Genomic DNA, 25,382 nt, shown 5'->3' with positions numbered 1-25,382 from the left:
GTGTGTTGTGTCCTCGTCCTGAGTGCTTACTTGGCGGCGTGGGCCAGCTCGGCGGCCTTGTCGGCCGCGCCGTCCATGGTGTCGACGCGCTGCACCAGCGGGTGGTCGGCGTCGGTGAGGATCTGCCGGCCGAGCTCGGCGTTGTTGCCGTCGAGACGCACGACGAGCGGCTTCTCGACCTTCTCGCCGCGGTCCTCCAGCAGCTTCAGGGCCTGGACGATGCCGTTGGCGACCTCGTCGCAGGCGGTGATGCCGCCGAAGACGTTGACGAAGACGGACTTGACGTCCGGGTCGCCGAGGATGATCTCGAGACCGTTGGCCATGACCTGGGCGGAGGCGCCACCGCCGATGTCCAGGAAGTTGGCCGGCTTGACGTTGCCGTGCTTCTCACCGGCGTACGCGACGACGTCCAGGGTGCTCATGACGAGACCCGCGCCGTTGCCGATGATGCCGACCTCGCCGTCGAGCTTGACGTAGTTGAGGTTCTTCTCCTTGGCGGCGGCCTCGAGCGGGTTCGCCGCGGCCTTGTCCTGGAGCTCCTCGTACTCGGGGTGACGGAACTCGGCGTTGTCGTCGAGCGACACCTTGCCGTCGAGGGCGAGGACGTCACCGGAGGCGACCTTCGCGAGCGGGTTGACCTCGACGAGGAGGGCGTCCGACTTGATGAAGGTGTCCCACAGCTTGATCAGGACGTTGACGACCTTGTCCGCGACCTCGGCCGGGAACTTGGCGGCCTCGACGATCTCGCGGGCCTTGGCCTCGTCCACGCCGTCGATGGCGTCGATCGCGATCTTGGCGACGGCGTCCGGACGGGTGGCCGCCACCTCCTCGATCTCCATGCCGCCCTCGACGGACGCGATGGAGAGGAAGGTGCGGTTGGCACGGTCGAGGAGGAAGGAGACGTAGTACTCCTCCAGGATCTCCGGGGCCGTCTCGGCGATCATCACCTTGTGGACCGTGTGGCCCTTGATGTCCATGCCGAGGATGTCCGTCGCGCGGGCGACGGCCTCGTCGGGGGTGGCGGCGAGCTTCACGCCGCCGGCCTTGCCGCGGCCGCCGACCTTCACCTGGGCCTTGACGACGGACTTGCCACCGAGACGCTCGGTGGCTGCGCGGGCCGCCTCAGGCGTGTCGATGACTTCACCGGCCAGCACCGGTACATCGTGCTTGGCGAAGAGGTCCCTCGCCTGGTACTCGAACAGGTCCACGCGCTTCCGTCCCTATCAGTGATCTCGCGGTTCGTTGGATGCGTGGGCGTGCCGCGAAGGGCAACGTGACGTCCGCTGTGTCACAAGGGAGGCGCACACGGTGTCCGAGCGCGCGGCATGTCCGTCTCGCAGGTTATCGCCGCATGGGGGGAGCCTCTAAATCGCGAGTCACACGTGAGCGGTGATACCTGTCACATGATGTCGCCTTCTCCGGCACCCCGTGCCGCGCGTGAGGGGCCTCACCGGGCTGGGGTTGGCCCGGTGAGGCCCTGCCGAGCAACCCGGACGGGGCGGTGACGCCCGTGATCCGGGGTTGCGGGGACGCCGGCCTCCATTCCCCAATGCAGGCCGGCCTCCCCTCCGCGAGGTCGCGGCCGGACGAGCCGACGGCTTTCGGCTGTCCGGGTCCTGATGCCCCGCGGAGTCCTTTGTTACCCGTGGGTCAGCAACGGGTGGCAGGCGGGTGCGTGCCGTGGCGTGTGCGCCCGCGCGCGGGAGTGAAAGGGGGCTGGGAGAGGTACGGAGAGGTGCCGTACGCGGTGCCGCAGGGCCTAGGCGGGCGGGACGTGCACGTCCCGGCTGTGCTCCCGGGTGCCGGAAGTCTCCGCGGGCGCGGTGGCACCGGGCACGAGCCGGGGCAGGGGGCGGCGCGGAGCGGTCACGGCACCGGCATCGACGTGCCGGGCGACGCCCTGATCGGCGGACGACCGGCCCCCGAGAGCACCACCGCTCTCGACCCCTCCGGTGCCGGGCGCCTGCGGCGGGGCGGGGGTGGCCCGGGGGGCGGCGGGTGCGGGCGGGGTGGCGAGGCCGGCGTCCGCGCCTACGGCCGCGCGAGGCCAGAGGCCGTGGAGGGCCGCCGGTACGGCAGGACCGTGAGCCGTGGCCGGCGGGGGCGCGGGCGCCTCGGCGCTGGGGGCGGCGGGAGGGGCGGGAAGGACGGGAGCGGGGAGAACGTGCGCGGGAGGCGCGGAGACGTCAGGGAGTCCCGGGAGGCCCGGAAGGCCCGGGAGCCCAGGAAGTTCCGGAAGGCCCGGGGTTCCGGGGAGATCCGGAAGTCCAGGCAGCCCGGGAAGCTCCGGAAGCTCCGGAAGCGAGGGGAGGCTCGGCAACACCTGCGGGGGCAGCACCGCAGGCTGCTCCAGCACGGGCAGGTCCGCGGTGACGGCGTCCAGCTCCTCGCTCAGGCCACCGACCACCTGCCCCACGGGCCGCAGAACGCGCCCCACACCGGACTCGGCAGGCGTGGCCCCCTCCGCCCCCGACACCCGATCGGACTCCACGCCCGCACGCTCACCCGCGGAACGCGTCACCGACGCGACAACGGGCTCACCCGCGACACGCACCGCCTGCCCAGGGGACGGCAACCCGGGCTTCTCCCCTGCCCGCGCACCAGCCTGAGCGGACTCCGCCCGCTGACCACCGGACGCCACGCCCGACTTAACCACCGGCCGCCCGACGGCCCCGGCGTCAGCCCGCGAGCCCCGCTCGCGCACCGCCCGTCCGTCGTCCGCGAGGCGACTGGAGCCTTCCGTCTGCTTTGGGGCCGCAGGTCCGTCCGCCACCACCGCCGTGAGGCCCTCCAGCACGGACCGGACACCCGAAGCGTCCTCCCGTACCGGCCCTCCGGCGGACGGCGGGCCGTCCGCCGCCCGCGCCTCCTCGCCGCACAGCACGCCGAAAAGGAACACCGCCCCCACCACCAGCGCCAGCCGGACCGCACGCCACTCGGCCGCCGCGCGCACCACGCGCACGGCGGCCCAGGGCAGGGATGTTGCTGGCCAGGTCGACAGGGCGTTCCCTCTCCGGACTGCGGGACCACCGGACACCTTCACGGGTCCTCGATCGAACGGCCCCGATCCTTGCACGCGACGCCCGCGACTCCGCAACCCCCGTGTCACCGATGGGCACTCATGTCCGCTTTCAGCGCGAGGAGTCCGCTCCGGCCCACGCGTCCGGTACCGGCAGCGGCCGCTTCTCGATCGCCGCCGCCATCACCTCCGGGAAGTGGTCGGGGGTGCAGGCGAACGCCGGCGCCCCCAGCGCCGCGAGGGCCGCCGCGTGCTCCCTGTCGTAGGCGGGGGCGCCCTCGTCGGACAGCGCGAGCAGCGACACGAACTGCGCACCCGACGCCTTGATCGCCGCCACCCGCTTGAGCATCTCGTCGCGTATCCCCCCTTCGTAGAGGTCGCTGATCAGCACGACGACCGTGTCGGCGGGGCGGGTGATGCGCGACTGGCAGTACGCGAGCGCCCGGTTGATGTCCGTGCCGCCGCCGAGCCGGGTGGCGAAGAGGACGTCGACCGGGTCGTCCAGACGCTCGGTCAGGTCGACGACCTCCGTGTCGAAGACGACGAGCCGGGTGGCGACCGCCCGCGTGGACGCGAGGACCGCCCCGAACACCGAGGCGTACACCACCGACGACGCCATCGACCCGGACTGGTCCACGCAGAGCACGACCTCCTTCGTCACCGACCGCGAGGCGCGCCCGTGTCCGACGAGCCGCTCGGGCACGACCGTGCCGTGCTCGGGGAGGTAGTGCCGGAGGTTGGCCGCGACGGTGCGGTTCCAGTCGATGTCGTGATGGCGGGGCCGGCGGACGCGGGCGCTGCGGTCGAGCGCGCCGGTGAGGGTGGCCCGGGTGCGGGTGGCGAGCCGCCGCTCCAGGTCCGCGACGACCTTGCGCACGACTTCCCGTGCCGTCTCCCTCGTCGTCTCCGGCATCGCCTTGGTGAGGGAGAGCAGCGTGCCGACGAGGTGCACGTCGGCCTCGACCGCCTCCAGCATCTCGGGCTCCAGCAGCAGCGTGCCGAGGCCGAGCCGGTCGATGGCGTCGCGCTGCATGACCTGGACGACGGAGGTGGGGAAGTACGTGCGGATGTCGCCGAGCCAGCGCGCCACCGAGGGCGCCGACGCCCCCAGCCCTCCCGCCCGCTCACGCCCCGTCCTGGAGGTGTCGTCCTTGCCGTAGAGGGCGGTGAGGGCGTCGTCGATCGCGGCGTCCCGCCCGGACAGCGTGTGTCCGGTGCCGTCGGCCGCGTCCCCGCCGAGCACGAGCCGCCACCGGCGCAGCCGCTCCCCGGCCGGATCCTCCGTGAGCTCCCCCGGCCGCCCCTCCGCCGCATCCTCCGTCCGCTCCTCCGCCAAGTCCTCCCTCGCCGTCGTCCTCGCCTCCCCCGTCATCGCCGCACCTCCACCCGGTCAGCCGCCGGTACCTCTTCGTCGCCGTCCGGCCCCAGCAGCAGCCGCAGCACCGGCAGGACGGCGTCCGCCCGCGTCTCGTCCACGCCCGGGCCGAAGCCGGGCGCGCCGGCCGTGGCGGCGTCCGTGCGGCCGTGCCGCCCGCGTCCCCGGCGCACCAGTTCGCCGAGGGTGCGCCGCACCCCGGGCTCGTACGCCGAGAACGTCCGCCGCAGCAGCGGCAGCACATCGGTGAACGCCTCCGCCGGGACGGCCGTCAGCCACCGGTCGACCAGGCCGAACAGCCGCTCGTCGTGGACCAGGAGCAACCCCCCGCCGGGGCCGCCGACGAACCCCTCGGTCCACGCCGCCGCGTCCGCCGGGGGCGTGCCGGGCGACAGCGCGAGTCCCATGAGCCGCGCCGCCTCCTCCCGCGCCAGCTCGCCCTCGTCCAGCAGCAGCCGCACGGCCCGCCCGCGCAGCACCCCCGGCACGGTGTCCCGCGCGGACAGCGTCCGCAGGACGGCCCGCCAGCGTGCGCGCAGTCTCCCGGCGCGCGCCGCGGGGGCGTCGCCGAGCAGGCCGAGCGCGCTGTGCACCGCGTCGACATGGCGCCGCATCTCCTCGGCCGCGTCGGCGTCCAGCCCGGCGCAGGCCGGGGGAAGTCCGACGAAGACCCGCTCGGCGAGGCCCGCGGCGACCTCGGCGAGGGCCGCCGTGCCGGTGCCCCGGACGTCGCCGTAGCGCAGCGAGCGGACCAGGGCGGGCAGCGCCTGCGCGAGCCGGGCGACGTCGGTGTCGAGGGCGGCTCGGTCGGCGAGGACGCGCATCACCACCGGCAGGGCGTCGGGCAGGGCGGCCAGCAGGCACTGCTCCGCGAGGCCGGTGACGTCGGCGAGGCCGCGCGCGGCGACCGCGTCCGCCTCCGCCTTGGCGGTCGCGGCGGCCGGCACGGTCGTCCCCCACACGCCCGCCTCGGCGGTGCGTACGGCCAGCTCGGGCTCCCAGCGCAGCCGCCAGGTCTCCCGGAAGGTGCCGGTGCCGGAGCGCGGGACGGCAGGCCGGCCCCAGTCGATGCCGAGCAGCCGCAGCCGGTGCAGCAGCCGGCTGCGCTCCGCGTCGGTCTCCTTGCGCAGGTCGAGGTCCAGCTCCCGCTCGTCCGCCTGCGGTTCGAACCGCAGCCGGCGCCGCGTGCGCTCCAGGTCCCGCTGCAACGGGACCGCGGGCACCGTGTCCGGCACCTGCCCCAGCACGTCGCCGACGACCAGCCGGTCGTGCACCAGCGCCAGCGGCACGTCGGAGCCCTCGCACATCACCGCCCGTACGGCGTCGGTGGCCTCGCCCAGGCCGGGCAGCGGCCGCCCGCGCAGCGCGGCGAGGGTCTCGGCGAGCCGCACCGCCTCGATGACATGGGCGGGCGAGACGGTCCGGTCCTCGGCCCGCAGCAGTCCCGCCACCTTGGTCAGCCAGCGTTCGACCGGCCGGTCGGGGGCGGCGTAGAGGTGTGCGTACCACCCCGGCGAGTCGATGCCCGCGCCGTATCCGCCGGCCCGGGACAGTCTGCGGTGCGTCCACGGCACCCAGGTCACGTCCGTCCTGACCTTCGGCAGCCCCTTGAGCAGCGCCCGGTCGGCGGTCACGCCCGCGCGCCGCCGCAGCGCCGGCACGTGCCACGCCCCGCAGACCACGGCCACGCCGTCCTCGAACTCCCGCTGCGCCTCCCGTATCCGCAGCCTCATATGGGCCTCGCGGATCAGGTCCCGCTGGTGTCCGCCGCTGCCGTACGTCTCCCGCAGCGCCGTCATGGCCTCCTCCAGGGCGGTGAACGGCGCGAGCGCGTCCCCCTTTCCCGCGCCCCGGTGTTCGACGACGTCCTCCCACCAGCGCTCGGCGTCGTCGTACCCGGCGGTGTCGGCGAGCACGCCCAACGGGTCGATCCGCACGTGCTCGTCGAGGGCGTCCTGCCCCGCCCCGGTCTCCGCGCCCTTCTCCTCCCCCACGTCCTCCCGTTCTTCCTCCTCTTCCTCGTCCCGCTGCCAGGCCAGCGTGTGGGTGGCCGGCAGGTCGATGAAACGGGCGGGCCTCCCGTGCTCCAGCGCCCAGCGGAGCGCCACCCACTCCGGGGAGAACGCGGCCAGCGGCCAGAACGCCGACCGGCCGGGTTCGTCCACCGCGTGCGCGAGCAGGGCGACCGGCGGGCGCATGTCCTCCGCCGCGGCCGACGGGATCAGCGGGTCGGCCTCGGGCGGGCCCTCGACGAGCACGACGCGTGGCCGGGCCGCGTCCAGCGCGGCCCGCACGGCCCGCGCCGACCCGGGGCCGTGGTGCCGCACGCCGAGCAGCAGCGGCTGCCCGGCGGCCGGTGCCTGGACGCCGTTCATACGCCGGCCTCGCGGCAGGCCCGGTAGAAGTCGGACCAGCCGTCGCGCTCGCGGACGACGGTCTCCAGGTACTCCTGCCAGACGACGCGGTCCGCCGCCGGGTCGCGGACGACCGCGCCGAGGACGCCCGCGGCGACGTCGCCGGCCCGCAGCACGCCGTCGCCGAAGTGGGCGGCCAGGGCCAGCCCGCCCGTGACGACGGAGATCGCCTCGGCGGTGGACAGTGTGCCGCTGGGCGACTTCAGCTTCGTCCGGCCGTCGGCGGTCACCCCGTCGCGCAGCTCGCGGAAGACGGTGACGACCCGGCGGATCTCGTCGACGCCGTCGGGCACCGCCGGCAGGTCCAGCGACCGCCCGATCTGCGCCACGCGGCGCGTCACGATGCCGACCTCCGCCTCCGGTGTCTCCGGCAGCGGCAGCACCACCGTGTTGAACCGGCGGCGCAGGGCGCTGGACAGCTCGTTGACGCCGCGGTCGCGGTCGTTGGCGGTGGCGATCAGGTTGAAGCCGCGGACGGCCTGCACCTCCTGCCCGAGCTCCGGTATCGGCAGGGTCTTCTCGGACAGGATTGTGATCAGGGAGTCCTGGACGTCGGCCGGGATGCGGGTCAGCTCCTCGACGCGGGCCGTCCTGCCCTCCGCCATCGCCCGCATCACGGGGCTGGGGACGAGGGCGTCGCGGCTGGGGCCGTGGGCGAGCAGCCGGGCGTAGTTCCAGCCGTAGCGGATGGCCTCCTCGGGGGTGCCGGCCGTGCCCTGCACCAGCAGGGTGGAGTCGCCGCTGACGGCGGCGGCGAGATGCTCGGACACCCACGTCTTGGCCGTGCCGGGCACGCCGAGCAGCAGCAGGGCGCGGTCGGTGGCGAGGGTGGTCACCGCGACCTCCACGACCCGGCGGGGACCCACGTATTTGGGGGTGATCACCGTCCCGTCCGGCAGCGTCCCGCCGAGCAGGTAGGTGGCGACGGCCCACGGAGACAGACGCCAGCGGGCCGGGCGCGGGCGGTCGTCCTGGGCGGCCAGCGCGGCCAGTTCGTCCGCGAAGGCGTGCTCGGCGTGCGGACGCAGGGTGTCCGTCCGCGCGGGGCCGGTGTCCGCGGGCGCGGAGCCGTGCCGCCGCGGGTCGACGGACGTCGGTTCTGCGGACACAGACATGGCTGGGTCCCCCCTCCAGCTCGGCCGGTTCGGATCTGTCACCCACCGTGCACCACGCCACTGACAATCGGCCCCGACCTGCACACATGCCCACCGGGGGCGCACTGTCAGTGGCGGGACCTACCGTCGAGGACATGACTGATCAGGGGGTGCGCCGGACCGTGGACCAGGTGCCGGCACCGGCGTGTGACGCCGCGTCGGACAGGTCGCGCGGACCTGTGCCCGGCGGGGCGGACGGGCGTGTGCCCGGCGGCGCGGACGAGCCCGCGGCCGGCGAGGCGCGGGCCGAACTCGCCGCGTCCGCACCGCCGGTGTCCCCGGCCGCCCTGCGGCGGGCGGAGCGCCGGGCCGAGCGGATCACGGCGGGGGCGACCGAGCTGGAGCAGCGCCTGGCGGACCTGCTGCGCGGCGGGCTGATCACGGCCGAGCAGTCCGGCCCCGCATTGTGGGAGGAGACCGCGGCCCGCATGGTCGACGCGCAGGCGCCGGGACTCGCCAACCGCGCGCGGGAGTTGGGCGCGCTCGCGGGTTCCGGCGCGGACGCCCCCGTACGTCTGCTGGAGGAGTGCGCGCTGCTCCACCTCCTCGCCCGGGCCTGGCTGCGCCGGGACCGGCTGCCGGCGCCGCTGGCGGCGACGGTCCGTTCCCGTGTCGGCCTGACCGCCTCGCCGGACGGCCCCGCGATCCGCGACGACTGGCTCGTCCTCGCCCAGTACGACACCGCCGACAGCCGCCTGACCACTCGTCGCATCTGGCTGTACGGCGCGGCGTCCGGCCGTACGGCGCTGCTCCTCTCCTACGGCGCGGCCGGCCGCGCCCCCGACCTGACGCTTCCGGCGGGGCTGGCGCTCGACGCGGAGCTGACGCCCTATCCGGGCGCCGGGCAGCCGCGGATGGCGCTGACCGAGCGGTTCGCGTCTCCCGCCCCGACGACGGTGCGCCCGCCGGGCACGACGACGTCCGGGGCGCTCGCCCGGTACGGCGCCGCGCTGCGCGACGACCCGTGGCGGGAGTCGGTCCCGGTGACGCTGAACCGTGTCGTGCCGGTCCCGGACGGTGACGGCTGGCAGCTGGCCGACGCCGACGAGGACCTGGCCCTGCCGGTCGGCGCGGCGGCCCGGACCCGCCCGGGGCTGTGGCGGCTGGTCGCCCTGTCCGGCGGCGCCCCGGTCCGGGTCTTCGGCGAGTGCGGCCCCCGGGGTTTCACCCCTCTGGCGGCCTGGCCGCAGGGCCCCGGAGAGGCGATACCCCTGTGCTGACCAGCCACGACCGCCCCACGGCCGCCACCGGCCCCGCCACCCCCATGCATCTTTCGGACATCACTGGACACTCGGTGCGCGTGAGTCTTCGACCGCGCCGGGACGCCCGTCGGAAAGGAAGCTCATGAGCAGGACGACCGCCACCGTGGCCGCGTCCCTCCCGGACCACTGGGAGGAACTGGTGACCACGGCTCTGCTGGGCACCGACCGGCGCACCCCGCCGGGCGCGCAGCCCGGCCCGCAGGCGCCGTCGGCCCTGCTCGACGCGGCCGCCGCGGCGACCGTCCGGCGCCGGGCCGGACTGCGCCCCGCGCAGCCCGCCGAGCGGCTGCGCCCGGCCCCCGAGGACCCGCGTCCCGCGCTGCCGCCCGCCGCCGCGCGCCGGCTGGCGTCGCTGCTCGCCGACCGTCCCGGCGCGTCCGGCGGTGGCCGCCGGGGCACGGCTCCGGACCTGATGGAGCTGTTGCCGCAGTGGCTCCACGCGGCGAACGCCCGCGGCTACGCGGCGCCCCCGCAGGCGCTGCCCGCCCTGCTCGACGCCACGCGGGGCCGCACCGACCTGCGCCCGGCGGCGCTGCGGTTCGCGGGCCCGCGCGCGCTGTGGCTGGCCCGGCTCAACCCGGACTGGCGGTTCGCCCTGCGCGCGGCCCCCGGCGGCGGCCCCTCGGCGCCCGACCTCCGCGACCCGCAGGGCATACGGCGGCTCTGGCAGGAGGGCCTCTTCGCCGAGCGGGTCACGCTGCTCACCGCCCTGCGCTCCCGTGACGCGGCCGCCGCGCGCGCCCTGCTGGAGGAGACCTGGGCGACCGAGCGGGCCGAGGACCGGCTGATGTTCCTGGACTCACTGCGCGCCGGACTCGGCCCGGACGACGAGGACTTCCTGGAGCGGGCGCTGGCCGACCGCAGCCGCAACGTACGGGCGACGGCCGCCGAGCTGCTGTCGGCGCTGCCCGCGTCGGCGCTGGCCGCGCGGATGGCGGTGCGGGCCGCCGCGTGCGTGGCCGTGGACCGTACGCGGGACGTGCCGACGATCGTCGTGGAGGCGCCGCACGAGTGCGACACGGCGATGGAGCGCGACGGCATCGCGGCCAAGGCGCCCCACGGGCGCGGTGAACGGTCGTGGTGGTTCGGGCAGTTGGTGGAGGCGGCGCCCCTCGGCACCTGGCCGGCGCGGCTCGGCGGGCGCACCCCCCAGGAGATCGTGGCGCTGCCGGTCGCCGACGGCTGGCAGGGCGAACTGCACGCGGCCTGGTGCCGGGCGGCGGTGCGGCAGCGGAACGCGGAGTGGTCCCGGGCGCTGCTCGGGGAGCCGTCCGCGCCCGAGGCGGGCGGTCCGGGGGCGGTGTCCCTGGCCGAGCGGGCCAGGCTGCTGGCCGCCCTGGGCCCCGGCGAACGGGCGGCGTGGGTGGCCGGGTTCATCGAGACGCACGGCCTGTCCGAGGCGTTCCAGCTGCTCGGGGTGTGTGCGGTGCCCTGGGCGCCGCCGCTCGGGCGGGCCGTGGTCGACGCGCTCAACATCGCGCGGGACGCAGGGAGTTATCCATGGAGTTTCAGCGGAGTCATGGGCCTGGCCGAGCGCTGCCTCGACCCCTCCGAGGCGAGCCGTCTGGACGCCCTGCTCGCGGTGCCGGACGAGCCGGAGGACGCGGCGCCCGGCGCCGGGGGCTACTGGTCGGAGGCGTTCCAGCGTCTGGTGACCACGTTGCGTCTGCGCGGCGAGATGCTGGCCGAGCTGGCTCCGGGGGAACCGGCGCCCTGACCGGCCCCGCACGCCCGCAGCACCGGCGTCCGGCGACCGGCATCCCGCCGCCCACCGTCCCCCGGGCGGCACCGGCTCCCACAGCACCAGTACCGGCACCGGCTCCCGCAGCACAGGCACCGACAGCACCGGCTCCCGGGTCCCGGACCGCGCCGGCACCGGACGCCCACGCGGCTCGGGCACCCGCGCCCGTCACGGGAGGGGCGCCCGGCGCCCCGGTGCCCGTGCGGCTACGCCTCCGCCGGCTGGCGGACGTTCGCCCGTACCCAGTCCACGATGGACGCCGTGGTGGCGCCCGGCGTGAAGATCTCCGCGACGCCCTTCTCCTTCAGCGGAGCGATGTCGGCCTCGGGGATGATGCCGCCGCCGAAGACCAGGATGTCCTCCGCGTCCCGCTCCTTCAGCAGGGCGATGACCGCGGCGAACAGCGTGTTGTGCGCGCCCGAGAGGATGGACAGGCCGATCGCGTCGGCGTCCTCCTGGATCGCGGTGTCGACGATCTGCTCGGGGGTCTGGTGGAGCCCGGTGTAGATCACCTCCATACCGGCGTCGCGCAGGGCCCGCGCGATGACCTTGGCCCCGCGATCGTGGCCGTCGAGCCCCGGCTTGGCCACCACCACGCGGATCGGACCGGCTGCCACACCCATCACTGCCTCCATGAAGCGACTACATCCATCCGTATCGACCAGTACCGCACACATCGCACGGACACCCCGGCCCGAACCGGCCGTGGAAGTGAACGAACGTTATCCCCAGCATCCCGCAACCGGCAGTTTCGCGGTGCACAGGGAGGGGGAAATCACACGGTGGGACACGTCCGTCGCGCAGCGTTCCCGGGCCCGGCCGTCGAGCCGAGTGCCCGTGCGACACAGGGACATCAGTGGGAACATGCGCATAAGGGATGCGCCTCGAGGTCGACCCACCACCGCGCACCGTCCACGCGTCACCGGCGCGCGCCGTCGACCGCTCTCGGAGCGCCATTCCACGAGGGCGCACGGGGGACGAGGCTGTCCCCTCGTGTGCCGACAGGAGGTCGGCCATGAAGGTCACCCAGGCAGCTCTTCCGTTCCTGCCCCTCTGCCGGCGGCTGCTGCCGGCCCGGCTGGCGGATCTCTCCGTGAGCCTGCTGAAGGCGACCGCCCTGGAGCTGGCGATCCTCGCGGGCCATGTCCTCCTCTATCCCGCCGGCATCATCCAGGAGCGGCGCGGCCCCGACCGCTCCGCGCTGACCGCCCCGGAGGGGACGGCGCAGCTGCCGACGGAGGCCAAGCCCCCGGTCGTGCTCCTGCACGGCTTCATCGACAACCGCTCGGTCTTCGTCCTGCTGCGCCGCAGCCTGGCCCAGCACGGCCGGCAGCAGATCGAGTCGCTCAACTACTCCCCGCTGACGTGTGACATCCGCACGGCGGCCGAGCTGCTCGGCCGCCATGTCGAGCAGGTCTGCGAGCGCACGGGCAGTGCGCAGGTCGACGTGGTGGGGCACAGCCTCGGCGGGCTGATCGCGCGGTACTACGTGCAGCGGCTGGGCGGCGACCGGAGGGTGAGGACGCTGGTCACGCTCGGCACCCCGCACTCCGGCACGCGCGTGGCGCCACTGGCCAACGCCCATCCGATCGTGCGGCAGATGCGTCCGGGCTCTCCGGTGCTGGACGAGCTGGCCGAGCCCGCGCCCGGCTGCCGTACGTACTTCGTGGCGTTCTGGAGCGACCTCGACCACATCATGGATCCGCTGGAGACGGCCTGCGTCGAGCACCCGGACCTCAAGGCGGTGAATGTGCGGGTGAGCGGCGTGGGCCACCTGGCGCTGCCGGTGCACCCGGCGGTGGCGACGGGCATACGGGAGGCGCTGGACACGGCGCATCCGGGTGAACCGTCCGGCGGACGGGCGAACGGCCTCACGGTGGCCTGAGGGCCGGGACGCCCGACACGCCCGGCGCCGCTCCCTCCGGGCGGAGCGATCTTTCGCGCCCACAAGCGATCAACATCGGTCAGGGACGGCCGACTTGTCGCCGCCCGCACCTCACACTTTCGAACACCCGTCGAACAAAGAGCCAAGACCGCGCCCGCCGACCGCCAAAACCCGACCGAATGCCCGTTTCCTGCGGTCGTGAAACCTGGGGAAGATTGTCGCGCCCGCATACCGCCGGGTACAGTCGCCGCACTGCTCTGGCAGCCCCTGTTGTCGAGGCGAAAGAGAAGTTGGTGAACGACCGTCACCCGTCGGGGACCATGACCCCGGCCCCGGCTTCCGATGCCGCCTCGGCGCCCTACGCGTCGTACGGCAGCCAGGAGGCCCCGTACGGGGACGTCACCTCCTACGGCTACGACGCCACCTACTACGGCACCGGCGACCACGCCGCCGGCACCTTCGCCGCCGACCCCCTCTTCGGGAGCATGCCGGGCGAGGACCCCGCGCAGGCCGCCTGGACCTCCGGCCAGTGGCCGGCCGGCACGCAGGACACCGGGCACTACGACGCCTACGCCTTCCAGCAGGCCGCGTACGGCACCGGCGCCCACGACGCGACCGCCTGGACGACCGGCCAGCAGCCGATGGCGGTGATCCCCCAGCAAGGCGGATCCCCCGAGACCGGCCAGTGGGACGCGAACGCCTGGCTCCAGCCCGAGCAGCCGGCGGACCCGACCCAGCAGTGGGACTGGGGCACGCAGACCTTCGACAGCGGCGTCTACGACGCCACGCAGTGGAACTCCGCCGGCGGCGAGACGCCCGCACCGGACGCGCAGTACGGCGGCGAGCCGTACGAGCAGCAGGCCTTCGCGCAGGAAGCCTTCGGTCAGGAGGACTTCACGCCGGAGGACTTCACGCCGGAGGACTTCACGCAGGAGAACCTCGCGCAGGAGTCCTACGGGCAGGAGTCCTACGGCCAGGACGCGTCCGACCAGCCGTACGCGGAGGACGCGTACCGCGGCGAGCCAGGTCCGGACGAACCCGGGGCCGGTGAACCGGCCGACACCGGCGCACTGCCCGCCGTCTCCCTCCTCGAGGACCAGGAGGAGGTCGTCCCCGCACCGCGCGCCGCCTCCCGTTCCGCGTCCCGCTCCCGCCGCCGCACGCCGCCCAAGCGCTCCGCGCTGCTGACCGTCGCCGTGCCCTCGGCCTGTGTGATGGGGGTGGCCGGCATCGCCGCCGCCTCGGTGGGCGATCTGTCCGAGGAGGGCGGCCAGGACGCGCGGACGACCGCCGCGGACGCCCAGCCGGTCCAGCCCTCCGCCGCCAACGTCAAGCTGGACACCCAGCTGGAGAGCCTCGCCGCGGGCGCCGACGACTTCGCCGACCGGGCCAGCCGCGCCCAGGGCCGCATCGACCTCGAGGCGCAGCAGGAGCTGGAGCGCCGGCGGGCGGCCGAGGAGGCGGCCCGCAAGGAGCGCCTCCGCCCGAAGTTCGCGCTCCCGGTGGGGCAGCACGGACTCAGCGCCTACTACGGCCAGTCGGGCATCAACTGGATGTCCCTCCACACCGGCATCGACTTCCCCGTCTCGTACGGCACGCCCGTGATGGCCGCGACCGACGGCACGGTGCGCACCCAGTACAACTCCGCCTACGGCAACATGCTGATCGTGACGGCGATGGACGGCACGGAGACGTGGTACTGCCACCTCTCCAGCTACCAGGTGCCCTCCGGTGCGACCGTCAAGGCCGGCGACCAGATCGCGTTCTCCGGCAACTCCGGCAACTCGACCGGCCCGCACCTGCACTTCGAGGTGCGCCCCGGCGGCGGCTCGTCGATCGACCCGCTCGCCTGGTTCCGCAGCCACGGCCTCGAACCGACGTAAGCCCTCCCACGCCCCGGTGCGCCCCGCCCGTCGCGACGCCGAGGCGGACCCCGGCCCCACGACGGGCCTCGACGAGGGCTAGAGCTTCTCCACCGGCGCGTACCGCAGCAGCAGGCGCTTGGGCTTGTCGTCGCCGAAGTCGATCGTCGCCTCGGCGTTTCCCCCCGTGCCCTTCATCGCGACGACCGTGCCCAGGCCGAACTGGTCGTGCGTGACCCGGTCGCCGACCGCCAGCGACACCACGGGCTTCTCCGAGGTGCGCCGGGTGGCGAAGCCGGACGCGCCCGACGCGGACGACCGGGAGCGGGACGACGACAGCGACGCCGCCACCCCGGACGCCGGACCGGAGGCCAGCGGCCCGCTCGCCCCGGTCCGCTTCCACTCCAGGTGCGCGGCCGGGATCTCCTCCAGGAACCGCGAGGGCGGGTTGTACGACGGCTGGCCCCAGGCGCTGCGCATCGTCGACCGGGTGAGGTAGAGCCGCTCCCGGGCGCGCGTGATGCCGACGTAGGCGAGGCGGCGCTCCTCCTCCAGCTCCTTCGTCTGGCCGAGGGCGCGCATGTGCGGGAAGACGCCGTCCTCCATGCCGGTGAGGAAGACGACCGGGAACTCCAGTCCCTTGGCGGTGTGCAGGGTCATCAGCGTGATGACGCCGTCGCCGTCCTCCTCGTCGGGGATCTGGTCGGAGTCGGCGACCAGGGCGACCTGCTCGAGGAAGTCGGCCAGCGTGCCGGTCTCGCCCTCGCCGCGCTCCTGCTCGAACTCCAGGGCGACGGCCGCGAGTTCCTGGAGGTTCTCGATGCGGGTCTCGTCCTGCGGGTCGGTGGAGGCCTGCAACTCGGCCAGATAGCCGGTGCGTTCGAGGATCGCCTCGAGGACCGTCGCCGGTCCCGCTCCCGACTCGACGACCGTACGGAGGTCCTCCATCAGCGTGTTGAACCGCTTGACCGCGTTCGCCGACCGGGCGGCCATGCCGTACGCCTCGTCGACGCGGCGCAGCGCCTGCGGGAAGCTGATCTTCTCCCGCTGGGCGAGCGCGTCGATCATGGCCTCGGCGCGGTCGCCGATGCCGCGCTTGGGGACGTTGAGGATGCGGCGCAGCGGCACCGAGTCCTCAGGGTTGGCCAGCACCCGCAGGTAGGCCAGGACGTCCCGGACCTCCTTGCGCTCGTAGAAGCGGACGCCGCCGACGACCTTGTAGGGCAGGCCGACGCGGATGAAGATCTCCTCGAAGACACGGGACTGGGCGTTGGTGCGGTAGAAGACGGCGACGTCGCCCGCCTTGGCCTCGCCCGCGTCCGTGAGGCGGTCTATCTCGTCGGCGACGAACTGCGCCTCGTCGTGCTCGGTGTCGGCGACGTAGCCGGTGATGAGCGCGCCGGCGCCGGCGTTGGTCCACAGATTCTTCGGGCGGCGGGACTCGTTGCGCTCGATGACGGCGTTGGCGGCGGACAGGATCGTCTGCGTGGAGCGGTAGTTCTGCTCCAGCAGGATCGTCGTCGCGTCCGGGTAGTCCTCCTCGAACTGGAGGATGTTGCGGATCGTCGCGCCGCGGAAGGCGTAGATGGACTGGTCGGCGTCGCCCACCACGCACAGCTCGGCGGGCGGCACCTCGGCCTCCGGCGGGACGTCGACGGGGTGCTCGGAGGCGCCCCCGACGAGCTCGCGCACCAGGGCGTACTGGGCGTGGTTGGTGTCCTGGTACTCGTCGACCAGGACGTGCCGGAAGCGGCGGCGGTAGTGCTCGGCGACGTCCGGGAAGGCGCGGAGCAGATTGACCGTCGTCATGATCAGGTCGTCGAAGTCCAGCGCGTTCGCCTCGCGCAGGCGGGACTGGTAGAGCGCGTAGGCCTGGGCGAGGGTCTTCTCGAAGCCGTCGGTCGCCTGGGCGGCGAAGTCCTCCTCGTCGATCAGCTCGTTCTTCAGGTTGCTGATCTTGGCGCTGAAGGACTTGGGCGGGAAGCGCTTGGGGTCGAGGTCCAGGTCCCGGCAGACCAGGGCCATCAGGCGTTTGGAGTCGGCGGCGTCGTAGATCGAGAAGGACGACGTGAAGCCGAGCTTCTTGGACTCGCGGCGCAGGATGCGCACGCACGCGCTGTGGAACGTCATGACCCACATGGCGTTGGCGCGCGGGCCGACGAGCTGCTCGACGCGCTCCTTCATCTCGCCGGCGGCCTTGTTGGTGAAGGTGATCGCGAGGATCTGGCCCGGGTGGACGCCCCGCTCGGCGAGCAGGTGGGCGATGCGGTGGGTGAGCACACGGGTCTTGCCCGACCCGGCTCCGGCCACGATGAGCAGGGGGGAGCCGGAGTGCACGACCGCGGCGCGCTGGTTGTCGTTCAGCCCCTCCAGCAGCGCGGCGGAGTCGATCACCGGGCGGGGGGCGCCGTCCCGGTAGTACGTGTCCCGGTCCGGGGGCACGTCGAACTTCCCGCCGAACAGGTCGTCCGGCAGGGGCTCCGGCGCATGCTCGTCCTCGGGTGGCGGCGGGGGCTCGTCCGCCGGGCCGCGCTGGGCCTGGAGGTCCGCCAGGAAGCTGTCGTCAAAGAGGCTGCTCATCGCTCTCCGAGTCTAGGGCGCTCCACCGACAACCCGGGCCCGCCCCGGAAACATCCCGCCCCTCCGCCGGGCGACCCGCCGCCGGGCACCCTCCACGGTCACCGGCTCACCCTGCGTGACACCGCCCACAAGGTCACGAAAATGTATCGGGCATATCGCCCATCAACCTTCACAAGGGCCACACCAGTTGGCTACCGTGCCGTCCGGGCCGCTCGTCCCCCGCCGGCGAACCTCGCCGGACCGCGCGGCCTCCGCCGAGTCCGTCACTGTCCGCCGTGGCAGCCGGAGCCGGGGACCCACCGAGACTTGGGGTGAATCGGCCCACTCTTCGGAGCAGGCCGTAGGGCAACCCTTCCGATCAATACACCCGCCCGAACCCGACAGCTAACCCGGTAGGCGGAGCTTTGGAAGGAGTCGCCTCCCTTGGCGTCGCACCGTAAGTCGCGCACTCCCGGCGCGCGCGTGGCCGGCATACGCACCCCTGCTCTCGCCACGGCCGCGCTCACCTCCGTGGCCCTGCTCTCCCAGACCGCCGACGCCGCCCCCGGCGACGACCGGCCGAGCCTGGAGGAGGTCGAGAAGAAGGTCGGCGACCTCTACCGCCAGGCCGAGTCGGCGACGGAGAAGTACAACGCGGCCAAGGAGAAGACGACCAAGCAGCGCAAGGAGGTCGACACCCTCCTCGACGACGTGGCGCAGCGCACGCAGAAGCTGAACGAGGCGCGCGCGGAACTGGGCTCCTACGCGGCCGCCCAGTACCGCACCGGCGCGGGCATGCCCGACACCGCGACGTTCCTGCTCGCGGAGACCCCGCAGGACGTCTTCGACCAGCGTCAGGTGCTGGACCGGATGACCGGCCGCCAGAAGGCGGCGGTGGACGACTACGTCTCCCAGCAGACCGAGACGATGAAGAAGCGGCAGGAGGCCACCGAGAGCCTCCGGACGCTCACCGAGACGCAGGGCGACCTGAAGACGGCCAAGGCCACCGTCCAGAAGAAGCTCGCCGACGCGCGCGAACTGCTGTCGGAGCTGACCGCCGAGGAGAAGGCGCGGCTCGCCGCGATCGAGAAGCGCAAGCAGCAGGAGGCCGCCCGCAAGGCGGCGGAGCTGGCCCGGCAGCAGGCCGAGCAGGAGCAGGCGGAGCAGCAGGAGCGTGAGGAGGCCGCGCAGCAGGGTGGCGGCTCCTCGGAGGGCTCCGGGTCGGGGTCCACGGGCTCGGCCGACACGCCCCCGGCCGACTCCTCGTACGCCGCCAAGGCCGAGAAGGTCCTCGCCTTCGCCCGCGCGCAGATCGGCAAGCCGTACGTCTGGGGCGCGACCGGTCCCGGCTCCTACGACTGCTCGGGGCTCACCCAGGCCGCCTGGAAGGCCGCCGGCGTCTCCCTCCCGCGCACCACCTACGACCAGGTGAACGCGGGCACCACCGTCCCGGTGTCCCAGGCCCAGCCCGGCGACCTGGTCTTCTTCTACGACGACGTCACGCACGTGGGCATCTACATCGGCAACGGCATGATGATCCACGCCCCGAAGCCGGGCGCGTACGTCCGCGAGGAGTCCGTCTACTACGACGGCGAGTCCGCGATCCACAGCATCGTCCGCCCGGCCTGACGGCCGGCAACGCGGGCTCAGGTCCAGAGGACCGCGATGAAGATGTTCGTCACGGTCAGCAGGCCGACCAGGCCGAAGAGCCCCTTGTCCACCTTCTCCTCGTCCCGCTTCACGTAGACCAGGCCGAGGATCACGACCAGCAGCGCGAGCTTCACGCCGATCTTGATGTTGTCCACGGAGTAGTCCTGGGCCTGGTTGAGGCCCACCAGCACCACGCCCGTGACCAGCATCGTCAGCGCGCCGTGCAGCATCGCGGGGACGAAGCGGGCGGTGCCCGCGCCCATCGCCTTCATCTGGGTGAGGAAGCCGCCGAGCAGCGACGCGATACCGATGATGTGCAGACCGACGAAGATGTGGATGAGTACGTCCATGAGGCCGGAGCCTAGCCAGGGGCGCCCCATAGCATTCCGCCGCCCTCACCCTTCCCGCCTTCACCACATCGGTCATCACCCTGAGTGAGAGCGAAGCCGCGTGAGCGGCCCGTCGGTCACTTACGGTCACCCGGCGGTCCGAGGGCGACAGTTCCGCACAACCCGTATCCCGCCCCGCACGGCCCGGCCTAGCGTCCTGCCCCAGGTGACCGGCTCCGCATCGCCGCTCGGGCCAGGAGCGGCGGCCGGACACCACCGCCGAAGAAAGGGTCCGGCGGCGGGCGGCTCCCCCGTCACCCCGCCGCCGGACTGCCGGGCAGACGTCCGGCCCCGGCGGACGCCAGTGGGAAGGACGGCAGCGAGGGTGGCAGCGCACCGCAGGTCACGGCAGCGTCCGACGGGCGGCACCACGGTCCGTGCGGCCGCCACCGTCGTCCTCGCCGGAGCGGCCACCGCGGCCGGCTTCGACGGAGCGGGGCACGCGGCGCCGCAGCCGGCGCCCGCCCTCACCGGTGCCGACGTGGACCGCCTGTACCGCGAGGCCGAGGTCGCCACCGAGAAGTACAACGGCGCCAAGGAAAAGGCGGATTCGGCGCGGCAGCGGCTGCGCGACCTCCAGGACGAGACGGCCCGCGCCCAGGCGCGGCTCAACGAGGCCCGGGAGGCCCTGGGCACGGTCGCGGCGGCCCAGTACCGCGCCGGCGGCCTCGACCCCGCCCTGCGGCTGATCCTGTCCGACGACCCGGACGCCTACCTCGACGGCGCGGCCCTCACCGAGCGCGCCGGCAGCCGCCACCACGCCGAACTGGGCCGGGCCCGCGCCCGCCTCCGGGAGATCGAGAAGCTGCGCGGCGCGGCCCGCGTCGAGGCGAAGACGCTCACCGCCCGCCGGGCCGAACTGAAGCGGCACAAGAAGACGATCACCGAGAAGCTGTCCGCCGCGCGCCTGGAGCTGTCCCGGATGTCACCGGAGGAACGCGCCCGGATCACCGGCGGCTCCGACCGCGCCGCCCGCTCGGCCGCCGGTGCGGTGCGGGACGCCGCCGCCCCGTCGCAGGCGCCTAACGCGCGCGCCGCGCAGGCCGTCGCCTACGCCCACCGGAAGCTCGGCAGCCCCTACGTCTGGGGCGCGACCGGCCCGGACGCCTTCGACTGCTCCGGCCTCGTCCTGGCCGCGTACCGCTCCGCCGGCGTCTCCCTGCCGCGCACGACCTACGCGCAGATCGGCGCGGGCCGCCGCGTCTCGCGGTCGGAACTCCTCCCCGGCGACCTCGTCTTCTTCTATTCCGGCATCAGCCACGTCGGCCTCTACATCGGCAACGGGCAGATGATCCACGCCCCCAACCCGTCGGCCCCGGTCCGCGTGGCGCCCGTCGACCAGATGCCGTTCGCGGGGGCGACACGCGTGGTGTGACCGGGCCGGCGACCGCGACCGGACCCGCCGTGGCCCAGGCGGGCCCCGGACGGCTCAGACCAGGCGGCGGGCCGTCGCCCAGCGGGTCAGCTCGTGGCGGTTGGACAGCTGGAGCTTGCGCAGCACCGCGGAGACGTGCGACTCCACCGTCTTCACCGAGATGAACAGCTGCTTGGCGATCTCCTTGTACGCGTAGCCGCGGGCGATCAGCCGCAGTACCTCCCGCTCGCGCTGGGTGAGACGGTCGAGGTCCTCGTCCACCGGCGGGGCGTCGGTCGACGCGAAGGCGTCCAGCACGAACCCGGCCAGCCGCGGCGAGAACACCGCGTCGCCCTCCTGCACCCGGAAGATCGAGTCGATCAGGTCGGCACCCGTGATCGTCTTGGTGACGTAGCCGCGCGCGCCGCCCCGGATGACGCCGATGACGTCCTCCGCCGCGTCCGACACGGACAGCGCGAGGAACCGCACCGGCCGCTCCGCGTCCCCCGTCAACGAGGCGCAGCGCCGCAGGACCTCCACGCCGCCGCCCCCGGGCAGGTGCACGTCGAGCAGCACCACCTCGGGGCGGGTCGCGGTGATGACCGTGACCGCCTGGTCGACGTCGGCGGCCTCACCGACCACCTCGACGCCCGTCTGCTCGGTCTGCCCGATCTCCGCCTGGACACCTGTGCGGAACATGCGGTGGTCGTCGACGAGGACCACGCGCACATGGCGCCGCCCGGTGCCGCCGGCCGGCTCCGCGGGCCCGTCCCCCGGTGCCGCTTGTGCCGCTGCGTTCGCCTCGGTCGGCTCGCTCATGACGTCTTCTCCGCCCTCTCCATCTCCAGCTCGACCTCCGTGCCGCCGTCCGGCACCGCGCGCAGCCGCGCCGTGCCGCCGTTGCGTTCCATGCGGCCGATGATCGATTCTCTGACGCCCATGCGGTCGGCGGGTATCGAGTCGAGGTCGAACCCGGGACCGCGGTCCCGGACGGACACGAACACCGTCCTCCCCTCGACCTCCGCGTAGACCTGGACCGCGCCTCCCTCGCCACCGTACTTGGCGGCGTTGACCATCGCTTCCCTCGCGGCCTGCATCTGCGCGCCGATCCTCTCGTCCAGGGGGCAGTCGCCCACGACGACGACCTCCAGGGGGACGCCGTGCTTGTCCTCGACCTCGGCGGCGTTGCGCTTCACGGCCTCGGCGAGGGTGGCGGGCTCCTCGTCCTCGTCCTTGCCGTTCCCCTCCGGTTTGTAGAGCCAGGCGCGCAGGTCGCGCTCCTGGGCCCGGGCCAGGCGGCGCACCTCGCCGGGGCTGTCCGCGTTGCGCTGGATCAGCGTGAGCGTGTGCAGCACGGAGTCGTGGACATGGGCGGCGACCTCGGCCCGCTCCTGGGCGCGGATGCGCATCAGGCGCTCCTCGGAGAGGTCCTGGGTCATGCGCACGAGGTAGGGGCCGGCGAGCAGGGTGATGCCGACCAGGACCGCGAGGGCGGCCTGGAGCACCGCGCCGAGGTGGCTGCCGGAGCCGCGCAGGACGAAGATGCCGGAGGCGCCCGCCGTCACCAGCAGCACCCCCGCCACCGCCCGCAGCAGCGTGACCGTGCGCCGGCGGCGGCCGACCTCCATCCAGCGGGCGCGGCGCGCGTTGTCCGCCTGCCGCCACACCAGGGCCACGCCCGCGCCGACCAGGACGGTCGGCCACAGGTAGGCCCGGGCGCCGTTGGTGAGGTCCACGCTGCCGACGAAGATCATGGCCACCACGACCATGAGGAGCAGGGCGACGATCTGGCCCTTGTCCGGCTTGCGCGTGACGAGTCTGCGGCGGCCGTCCGGGGTGGTCTCGGTGCTGACGGGCGAGGGCGGCTTCTGCGCGTCGACGCCGCCCACCCCGAGCGGCACGAAGAACCAGAACGCGGCGTACAGCAGGGCCCCGAGACCGTCGGCCATGAACAGGGCGACGAACGCGAGGCGCACCCAGATCACGGGCAGGCCGAGATGCCCGGCGAGCCCCCGCGCCACCCCACCCAGCCAGCGTCCGTCACTGCTGCGGTAGAGCTTGCGCGGCGGCCGCGGCTCGACAAGGGGCGCTGCTGCGGCTTCCGGCATGCCAACGATGGTCACACGCCACGCAACCCCGGGCATCAGGGTCCGCCCCGGAGACTCCCCTGATCTCGGAAGGCGGGCCCGGCCGGCTCCGGGTCGCGGTGTCCGGCCAAGGCGCGCCCCCCACGCCCCAGCCCCTCGGCCCCCGACCCTCGGCCCTCGGCCCCGAGGCCTGCCTCAGGGGCGGATATCAGGGTCCGGCCAGGGTCGTTCCGACTGCCGTCGGGGCGGCTCGCCCGTCACCATGGACCCATGACGGATCACCAGCATGCCGCGTCGGATCCGGGACCGGGCTCGGGCCCGCGTCCCGGGTCCGGTCCCGGCGCGCCCGCCGCGAACCCCTCGCGTGCGGGCGGGCGTACGGGCGCGGGGAAGGAGGGGACGGCCGGCCCAACGGCCGGCGCACCGGACGCGACCGCGGGCGGGGCGGGGCCTGTCGACCCCGGACGGCACTTCCGGCGGGACCGGCGGCACCAGATGTTCGGCGGGGTCTGCTCCGGGCTCGCCCGGCAGTACGACATGGACCCGGTGATCTTCCGGATCACGCTCGCCGTGCTGTCCGCGACCGGCGGCATCGGCCTCATCTTCTACGGCTTCGCCTGGCTGTTCGTCCCCTACGACGACGAGGAGGAGAACCAGGTCCGCCGGCTGCTCACCGGCCGGGTCGACGGCCACACGCTGGCCGCGGTGCTGTTCGCGCTGGTCGGCTGCGGCGTCTTCCTGTCCATGCTGAGCAACGACGGGGTGCTGAGCTTCGCCGTCATACTGTCCCTGCTGCTCGCGGGCGCCGCCTACTGGTCGCGGCGGCGCGGCACGCCGAGCCCGGACCCGATAGCCGCGCAGGCCGCCGCCGACGCCCCGCCGGAGCCGCAGGCCCCGCCGGTCCCGGCCGCGTACCCCTCGTGGTGGCGCGAGCCCATCGTGAAGGACGGCACCTACGTCGGGGGCACGGGCTATCTGTGGGGCCCCGAGGACGCCCGCGACCTGGACATCGCCACCGCGGTCGGCGTCGGGGTCCGCTCCGGGACCGGCGGGGCGAAGGACGTGTGGCGCCCGCCGCCGGCGCGCCCGCCGAAGCCGCGGGGGCCGCGCGGGATCGGCGGCTGGGTCTTCCTGTTCGCGCTGCTCGCGGCCGGCCTGGGCACGGGCCTCACCTGGGAGACGCAGCCCCTCGGCACCAGCCTCCAGACAGGTCTGGCGTGCGCCCTCGGCGTCATCGGCCTCGGGATCGCCGTCAGCGCCTTCCTGGGCCGCACGGGAGCCGGGTCGATCGTCCTCGCGGTCCTCACGGCGGGCCTGCTCGCCGGGTCGACCGCCATGCCGAAGGACATCGGCACCGACTGGACCCGCACGGGCTGGCAGCCCGCCTCGGTCGGGCAGATACGCCCGGTGTACGACCTGGGGGCCGGCGAAGGCGAGCTGGACCTGTCGGCGGTCCGTGTCCCCGAGGGCGACACGGTCTCCACCCACGTCGAGGTGGGCCTGGGCCGTATCCATGTGATCGTCCCGCGGGACGTGACCGTGCGGCTGCACGTCGAGGTGGGGCTCGGTGACATCCAGGTGCCGGGCGACGGACGGAAGGACGTGGACGTGGCGCCGGGCAAGTACGAGGAGGTGACCCTGGAGCCGCCCGCCGGCGCGGGGAAGGCGGGCACGCTGCGGCTCGACCTCAGGGTCGGCGCGGGGCAGGCGGAGGTGAGCCGTGCTGCGTCATGAGTTCCGGCCCGGCCGGCTGGTCGCCGGCACCGCCCTCGTCACGGCCGCGGTGATCTACGGCGGGGACGCGGGAGGAGTGTGGGAGACACCGTGGTTCGTGGTGATCCCGCTCGTCGTGGGCGGCCTCTGTCTGGCCGGCGCGGTGGGTGTGGTGACCGGACAGGTGCGCCGCCGCCGCGGCCGCCCGGCCACGGAAGGAACGGACCCGGCGGACCACGCGCGGACGAGGGGAGGCTAGAAGGCTCCGCGCCGGCGCCGTGCGCGGAGGGCCGCGTCCACGGACAGCAGCGGGGCTCCGGCCAGGATCAGCGGGGTCCAGGCCATGAGGTACGGCAGGTCGTTGCCGTAGTAGTACGGCTCGGCGGCCCAGCTCACGGTCAGCCACAGGCTGAGCGAGATCAGCGCCCCGCCGAGGGCGGCGATCCGGGTGAGCAGCCCGAGCAGGGTGCCGATGCCGACGGCCAGCTCGCCGAAGGCGATGGCGTAGCCGAAGCCGACGGGGCTCTCCAGCGCCATGTCGACCAGCGCGGGGATGGCGGAGGAGTCGCGGACGGCGCGCATCATGTCGCCGATCGACCCGGCTCCGGAGTCCTTGAGGAAGGCGCTGTCGGTGAGCTTGTCGAGGCCGGCGTAGACGAAGGTGACGCCGAGGAAGATCCGCAGCGGCAGCAGGGCGTAGCGGGCGGCGGTGTCCCGCAGCCCGCCGTCGCCGTCGGGACGGGGGGTGTAACTGTCTGCGCGCATGCCGTGCGTCATGTCGCCGCTGCCTCTCGACTCCTGGCCCACCTGGACAGACCGAACGTACGGCAATCGGCGCCGGTTGAACCCGGTCGACAGCGTTTTCTCAGCGAAGCGACAGCGGGCGGCCAGGAAAGGGGCCGTCTGCTCCGCGGAGAA

At 74.0% G+C, this 25,382-nt stretch carries 18 protein-coding genes and 1 riboswitch; of the genes, 8 read left to right on the top strand and 10 right to left on the bottom strand.

Features of this window, described 5'->3' with window-relative positions:
* Window positions 1–26: 26 nt before the first annotated feature.
* From sucC to ACFOSY_RS01975, 4 genes are all read right to left on the bottom strand, one after another.
* Window positions 27–1,208, bottom strand: a complete 1,182-nt coding sequence (gene sucC, locus ACFOSY_RS01990; protein ID WP_006133534.1) for an ADP-forming succinate--CoA ligase subunit beta — start codon at window positions 1,206–1,208, stop codon at window positions 27–29.
* 1,923 nt (window positions 1,209–3,131) lie between these two features.
* The gene (locus tag ACFOSY_RS01985; RefSeq protein WP_394304969.1) at window positions 3,132–4,391 is read right to left on the bottom strand and encodes a VWA domain-containing protein; all 1,260 of its coding nucleotides are present in this window, start codon (window positions 4,389–4,391) and stop codon (window positions 3,132–3,134) included.
* Window positions 4,388–6,769, bottom strand: a complete 2,382-nt coding sequence (locus ACFOSY_RS01980; RefSeq protein ID WP_394304968.1) for a DUF5682 family protein — start codon at window positions 6,767–6,769, stop codon at window positions 4,388–4,390. The genes ACFOSY_RS01985 and ACFOSY_RS01980 overlap by 4 nt, the downstream gene beginning before the upstream one ends.
* The gene (locus ACFOSY_RS01975; RefSeq protein ID WP_394304967.1) at window positions 6,766–7,923 is read right to left on the bottom strand and encodes an AAA family ATPase; all 1,158 of its coding nucleotides are present in this window, start codon (window positions 7,921–7,923) and stop codon (window positions 6,766–6,768) included. Before ACFOSY_RS01975 ends, ACFOSY_RS01980 begins: the two co-directional genes overlap by 4 nt.
* Before the next feature lie 134 nt (window positions 7,924–8,057).
* Between ACFOSY_RS01975 and ACFOSY_RS01970 the strand changes: the two genes are divergently transcribed.
* On the top strand, window positions 8,058–9,182 hold the full coding sequence (locus ACFOSY_RS01970; RefSeq protein WP_394304966.1) for a hypothetical protein: 1,125 nt from the start codon (window positions 8,058–8,060) through the stop codon (window positions 9,180–9,182).
* A 124-nt stretch (window positions 9,183–9,306) separates the two neighbouring features.
* Complete coding sequence (locus tag ACFOSY_RS01965) at window positions 9,307–10,941, top strand: DUF5691 domain-containing protein (RefSeq protein ID WP_394304965.1); 1,635 nt, start codon at window positions 9,307–9,309, stop codon at window positions 10,939–10,941.
* Window positions 10,942–11,171: 230 nt separating this feature from the next.
* Here ACFOSY_RS01965 and ACFOSY_RS01960 read toward each other — a convergent pair whose 3' ends face one another.
* On the bottom strand, window positions 11,172–11,588 hold the full coding sequence (locus ACFOSY_RS01960) for a cobalamin B12-binding domain-containing protein (protein ID WP_394304964.1): 417 nt from the start codon (window positions 11,586–11,588) through the stop codon (window positions 11,172–11,174).
* 392 nt (window positions 11,589–11,980) lie between these two features.
* Between ACFOSY_RS01960 and ACFOSY_RS01955 the strand changes: the two genes are divergently transcribed.
* Together ACFOSY_RS01955 and ACFOSY_RS01950 are read left to right on the top strand one after the other, a co-directional pair.
* Window positions 11,981–12,850 (top strand): esterase/lipase family protein, encoded by an 870-nt coding sequence (locus tag ACFOSY_RS01955; RefSeq protein ID WP_394304963.1) that lies wholly within the window; start codon window positions 11,981–11,983, stop codon window positions 12,848–12,850.
* 179 nt (window positions 12,851–13,029) lie between these two features.
* Window positions 13,030–14,733, top strand: coding sequence for a peptidoglycan DD-metalloendopeptidase family protein (locus ACFOSY_RS01950; protein WP_394304962.1), 1,704 nt, complete (start codon window positions 13,030–13,032; stop codon window positions 14,731–14,733).
* A gap of 78 nt (window positions 14,734–14,811) precedes the next feature.
* Here the strand turns inward: ACFOSY_RS01950 and pcrA are convergent, their stop codons facing one another.
* Window positions 14,812–17,292 carry a DNA helicase PcrA gene (pcrA, locus tag ACFOSY_RS01945; RefSeq protein ID WP_394304961.1) on the bottom strand — a complete coding sequence of 827 codons (2,481 nt, stop codon included), beginning with the start codon at window positions 17,290–17,292 and terminating at the stop codon, window positions 14,812–14,814.
* A 242-nt stretch (window positions 17,293–17,534) separates the two neighbouring features.
* A riboswitch (cyclic di-AMP (ydaO/yuaA leader) is annotated at window positions 17,535–17,708 on the top strand.
* Window positions 17,709–17,715: 7 nt separating this feature from the next.
* Between pcrA and ACFOSY_RS01940 the strand changes: the two genes are divergently transcribed.
* A complete protein-coding gene (locus ACFOSY_RS01940) occupies window positions 17,716–18,900 on the top strand; it encodes a C40 family peptidase (RefSeq protein WP_394304960.1) in 1,185 nt (394 codons plus the stop codon).
* A gap of 17 nt (window positions 18,901–18,917) precedes the next feature.
* Here the strand turns inward: ACFOSY_RS01940 and ACFOSY_RS01935 are convergent, their stop codons facing one another.
* A complete protein-coding gene (locus ACFOSY_RS01935; RefSeq protein WP_394304959.1) occupies window positions 18,918–19,271 on the bottom strand; it encodes a hypothetical protein in 354 nt (117 codons plus the stop codon).
* 364 nt (window positions 19,272–19,635) lie between these two features.
* Between ACFOSY_RS01935 and ACFOSY_RS01930 the strand changes: the two genes are divergently transcribed.
* Window positions 19,636–20,685 (top strand): C40 family peptidase, encoded by a 1,050-nt coding sequence (locus ACFOSY_RS01930; RefSeq protein WP_394304958.1) that lies wholly within the window; start codon window positions 19,636–19,638, stop codon window positions 20,683–20,685.
* A 54-nt stretch (window positions 20,686–20,739) separates the two neighbouring features.
* Here the strand turns inward: ACFOSY_RS01930 and ACFOSY_RS01925 are convergent, their stop codons facing one another.
* On the bottom strand, window positions 20,740–21,483 hold the full coding sequence (locus ACFOSY_RS01925) for a LuxR C-terminal-related transcriptional regulator (protein ID WP_394304957.1): 744 nt from the start codon (window positions 21,481–21,483) through the stop codon (window positions 20,740–20,742).
* Window positions 21,480–22,772 carry a PspC domain-containing protein gene (locus ACFOSY_RS01920; protein ID WP_394304956.1) on the bottom strand — a complete coding sequence of 431 codons (1,293 nt, stop codon included), beginning with the start codon at window positions 22,770–22,772 and terminating at the stop codon, window positions 21,480–21,482. The genes ACFOSY_RS01925 and ACFOSY_RS01920 overlap by 4 nt, the downstream gene beginning before the upstream one ends.
* A 249-nt stretch (window positions 22,773–23,021) precedes the next feature.
* On the opposite strand from ACFOSY_RS01920, the gene ACFOSY_RS01915 reads away from it, so the two are divergent.
* Window positions 23,022–24,485: a PspC domain-containing protein gene (locus ACFOSY_RS01915; protein WP_394304955.1), complete on the top strand. Its 1,464-nt coding sequence runs from the start codon at window positions 23,022–23,024 to the stop codon at window positions 24,483–24,485.
* A complete protein-coding gene (locus ACFOSY_RS01910) occupies window positions 24,472–24,723 on the top strand; it encodes a hypothetical protein (RefSeq protein WP_394304954.1) in 252 nt (83 codons plus the stop codon). Before ACFOSY_RS01915 ends, ACFOSY_RS01910 begins: the two co-directional genes overlap by 14 nt.
* On the opposite strand, the gene ACFOSY_RS01905 is transcribed toward ACFOSY_RS01910, so the two are convergent.
* Complete coding sequence (locus tag ACFOSY_RS01905) at window positions 24,720–25,241, bottom strand: DoxX family protein (RefSeq protein WP_394304953.1); 522 nt, start codon at window positions 25,239–25,241, stop codon at window positions 24,720–24,722. The two genes, ACFOSY_RS01910 and ACFOSY_RS01905, sit on opposite strands and share 4 nt — an antisense overlap.
* Between the last annotated feature and the right edge of the window lie 141 nt (window positions 25,242–25,382).

It is taken from the genome of Streptomyces lusitanus (genome assembly GCF_042647945.1).
Classification (GTDB): domain Bacteria; phylum Actinomycetota; class Actinomycetes; order Streptomycetales; family Streptomycetaceae; genus Streptomyces; species Streptomyces pseudogriseolus.
Note: the sequence above shows the minus strand (reverse complement) of the source record. Positions and strands in the feature narration are given on the sequence as shown.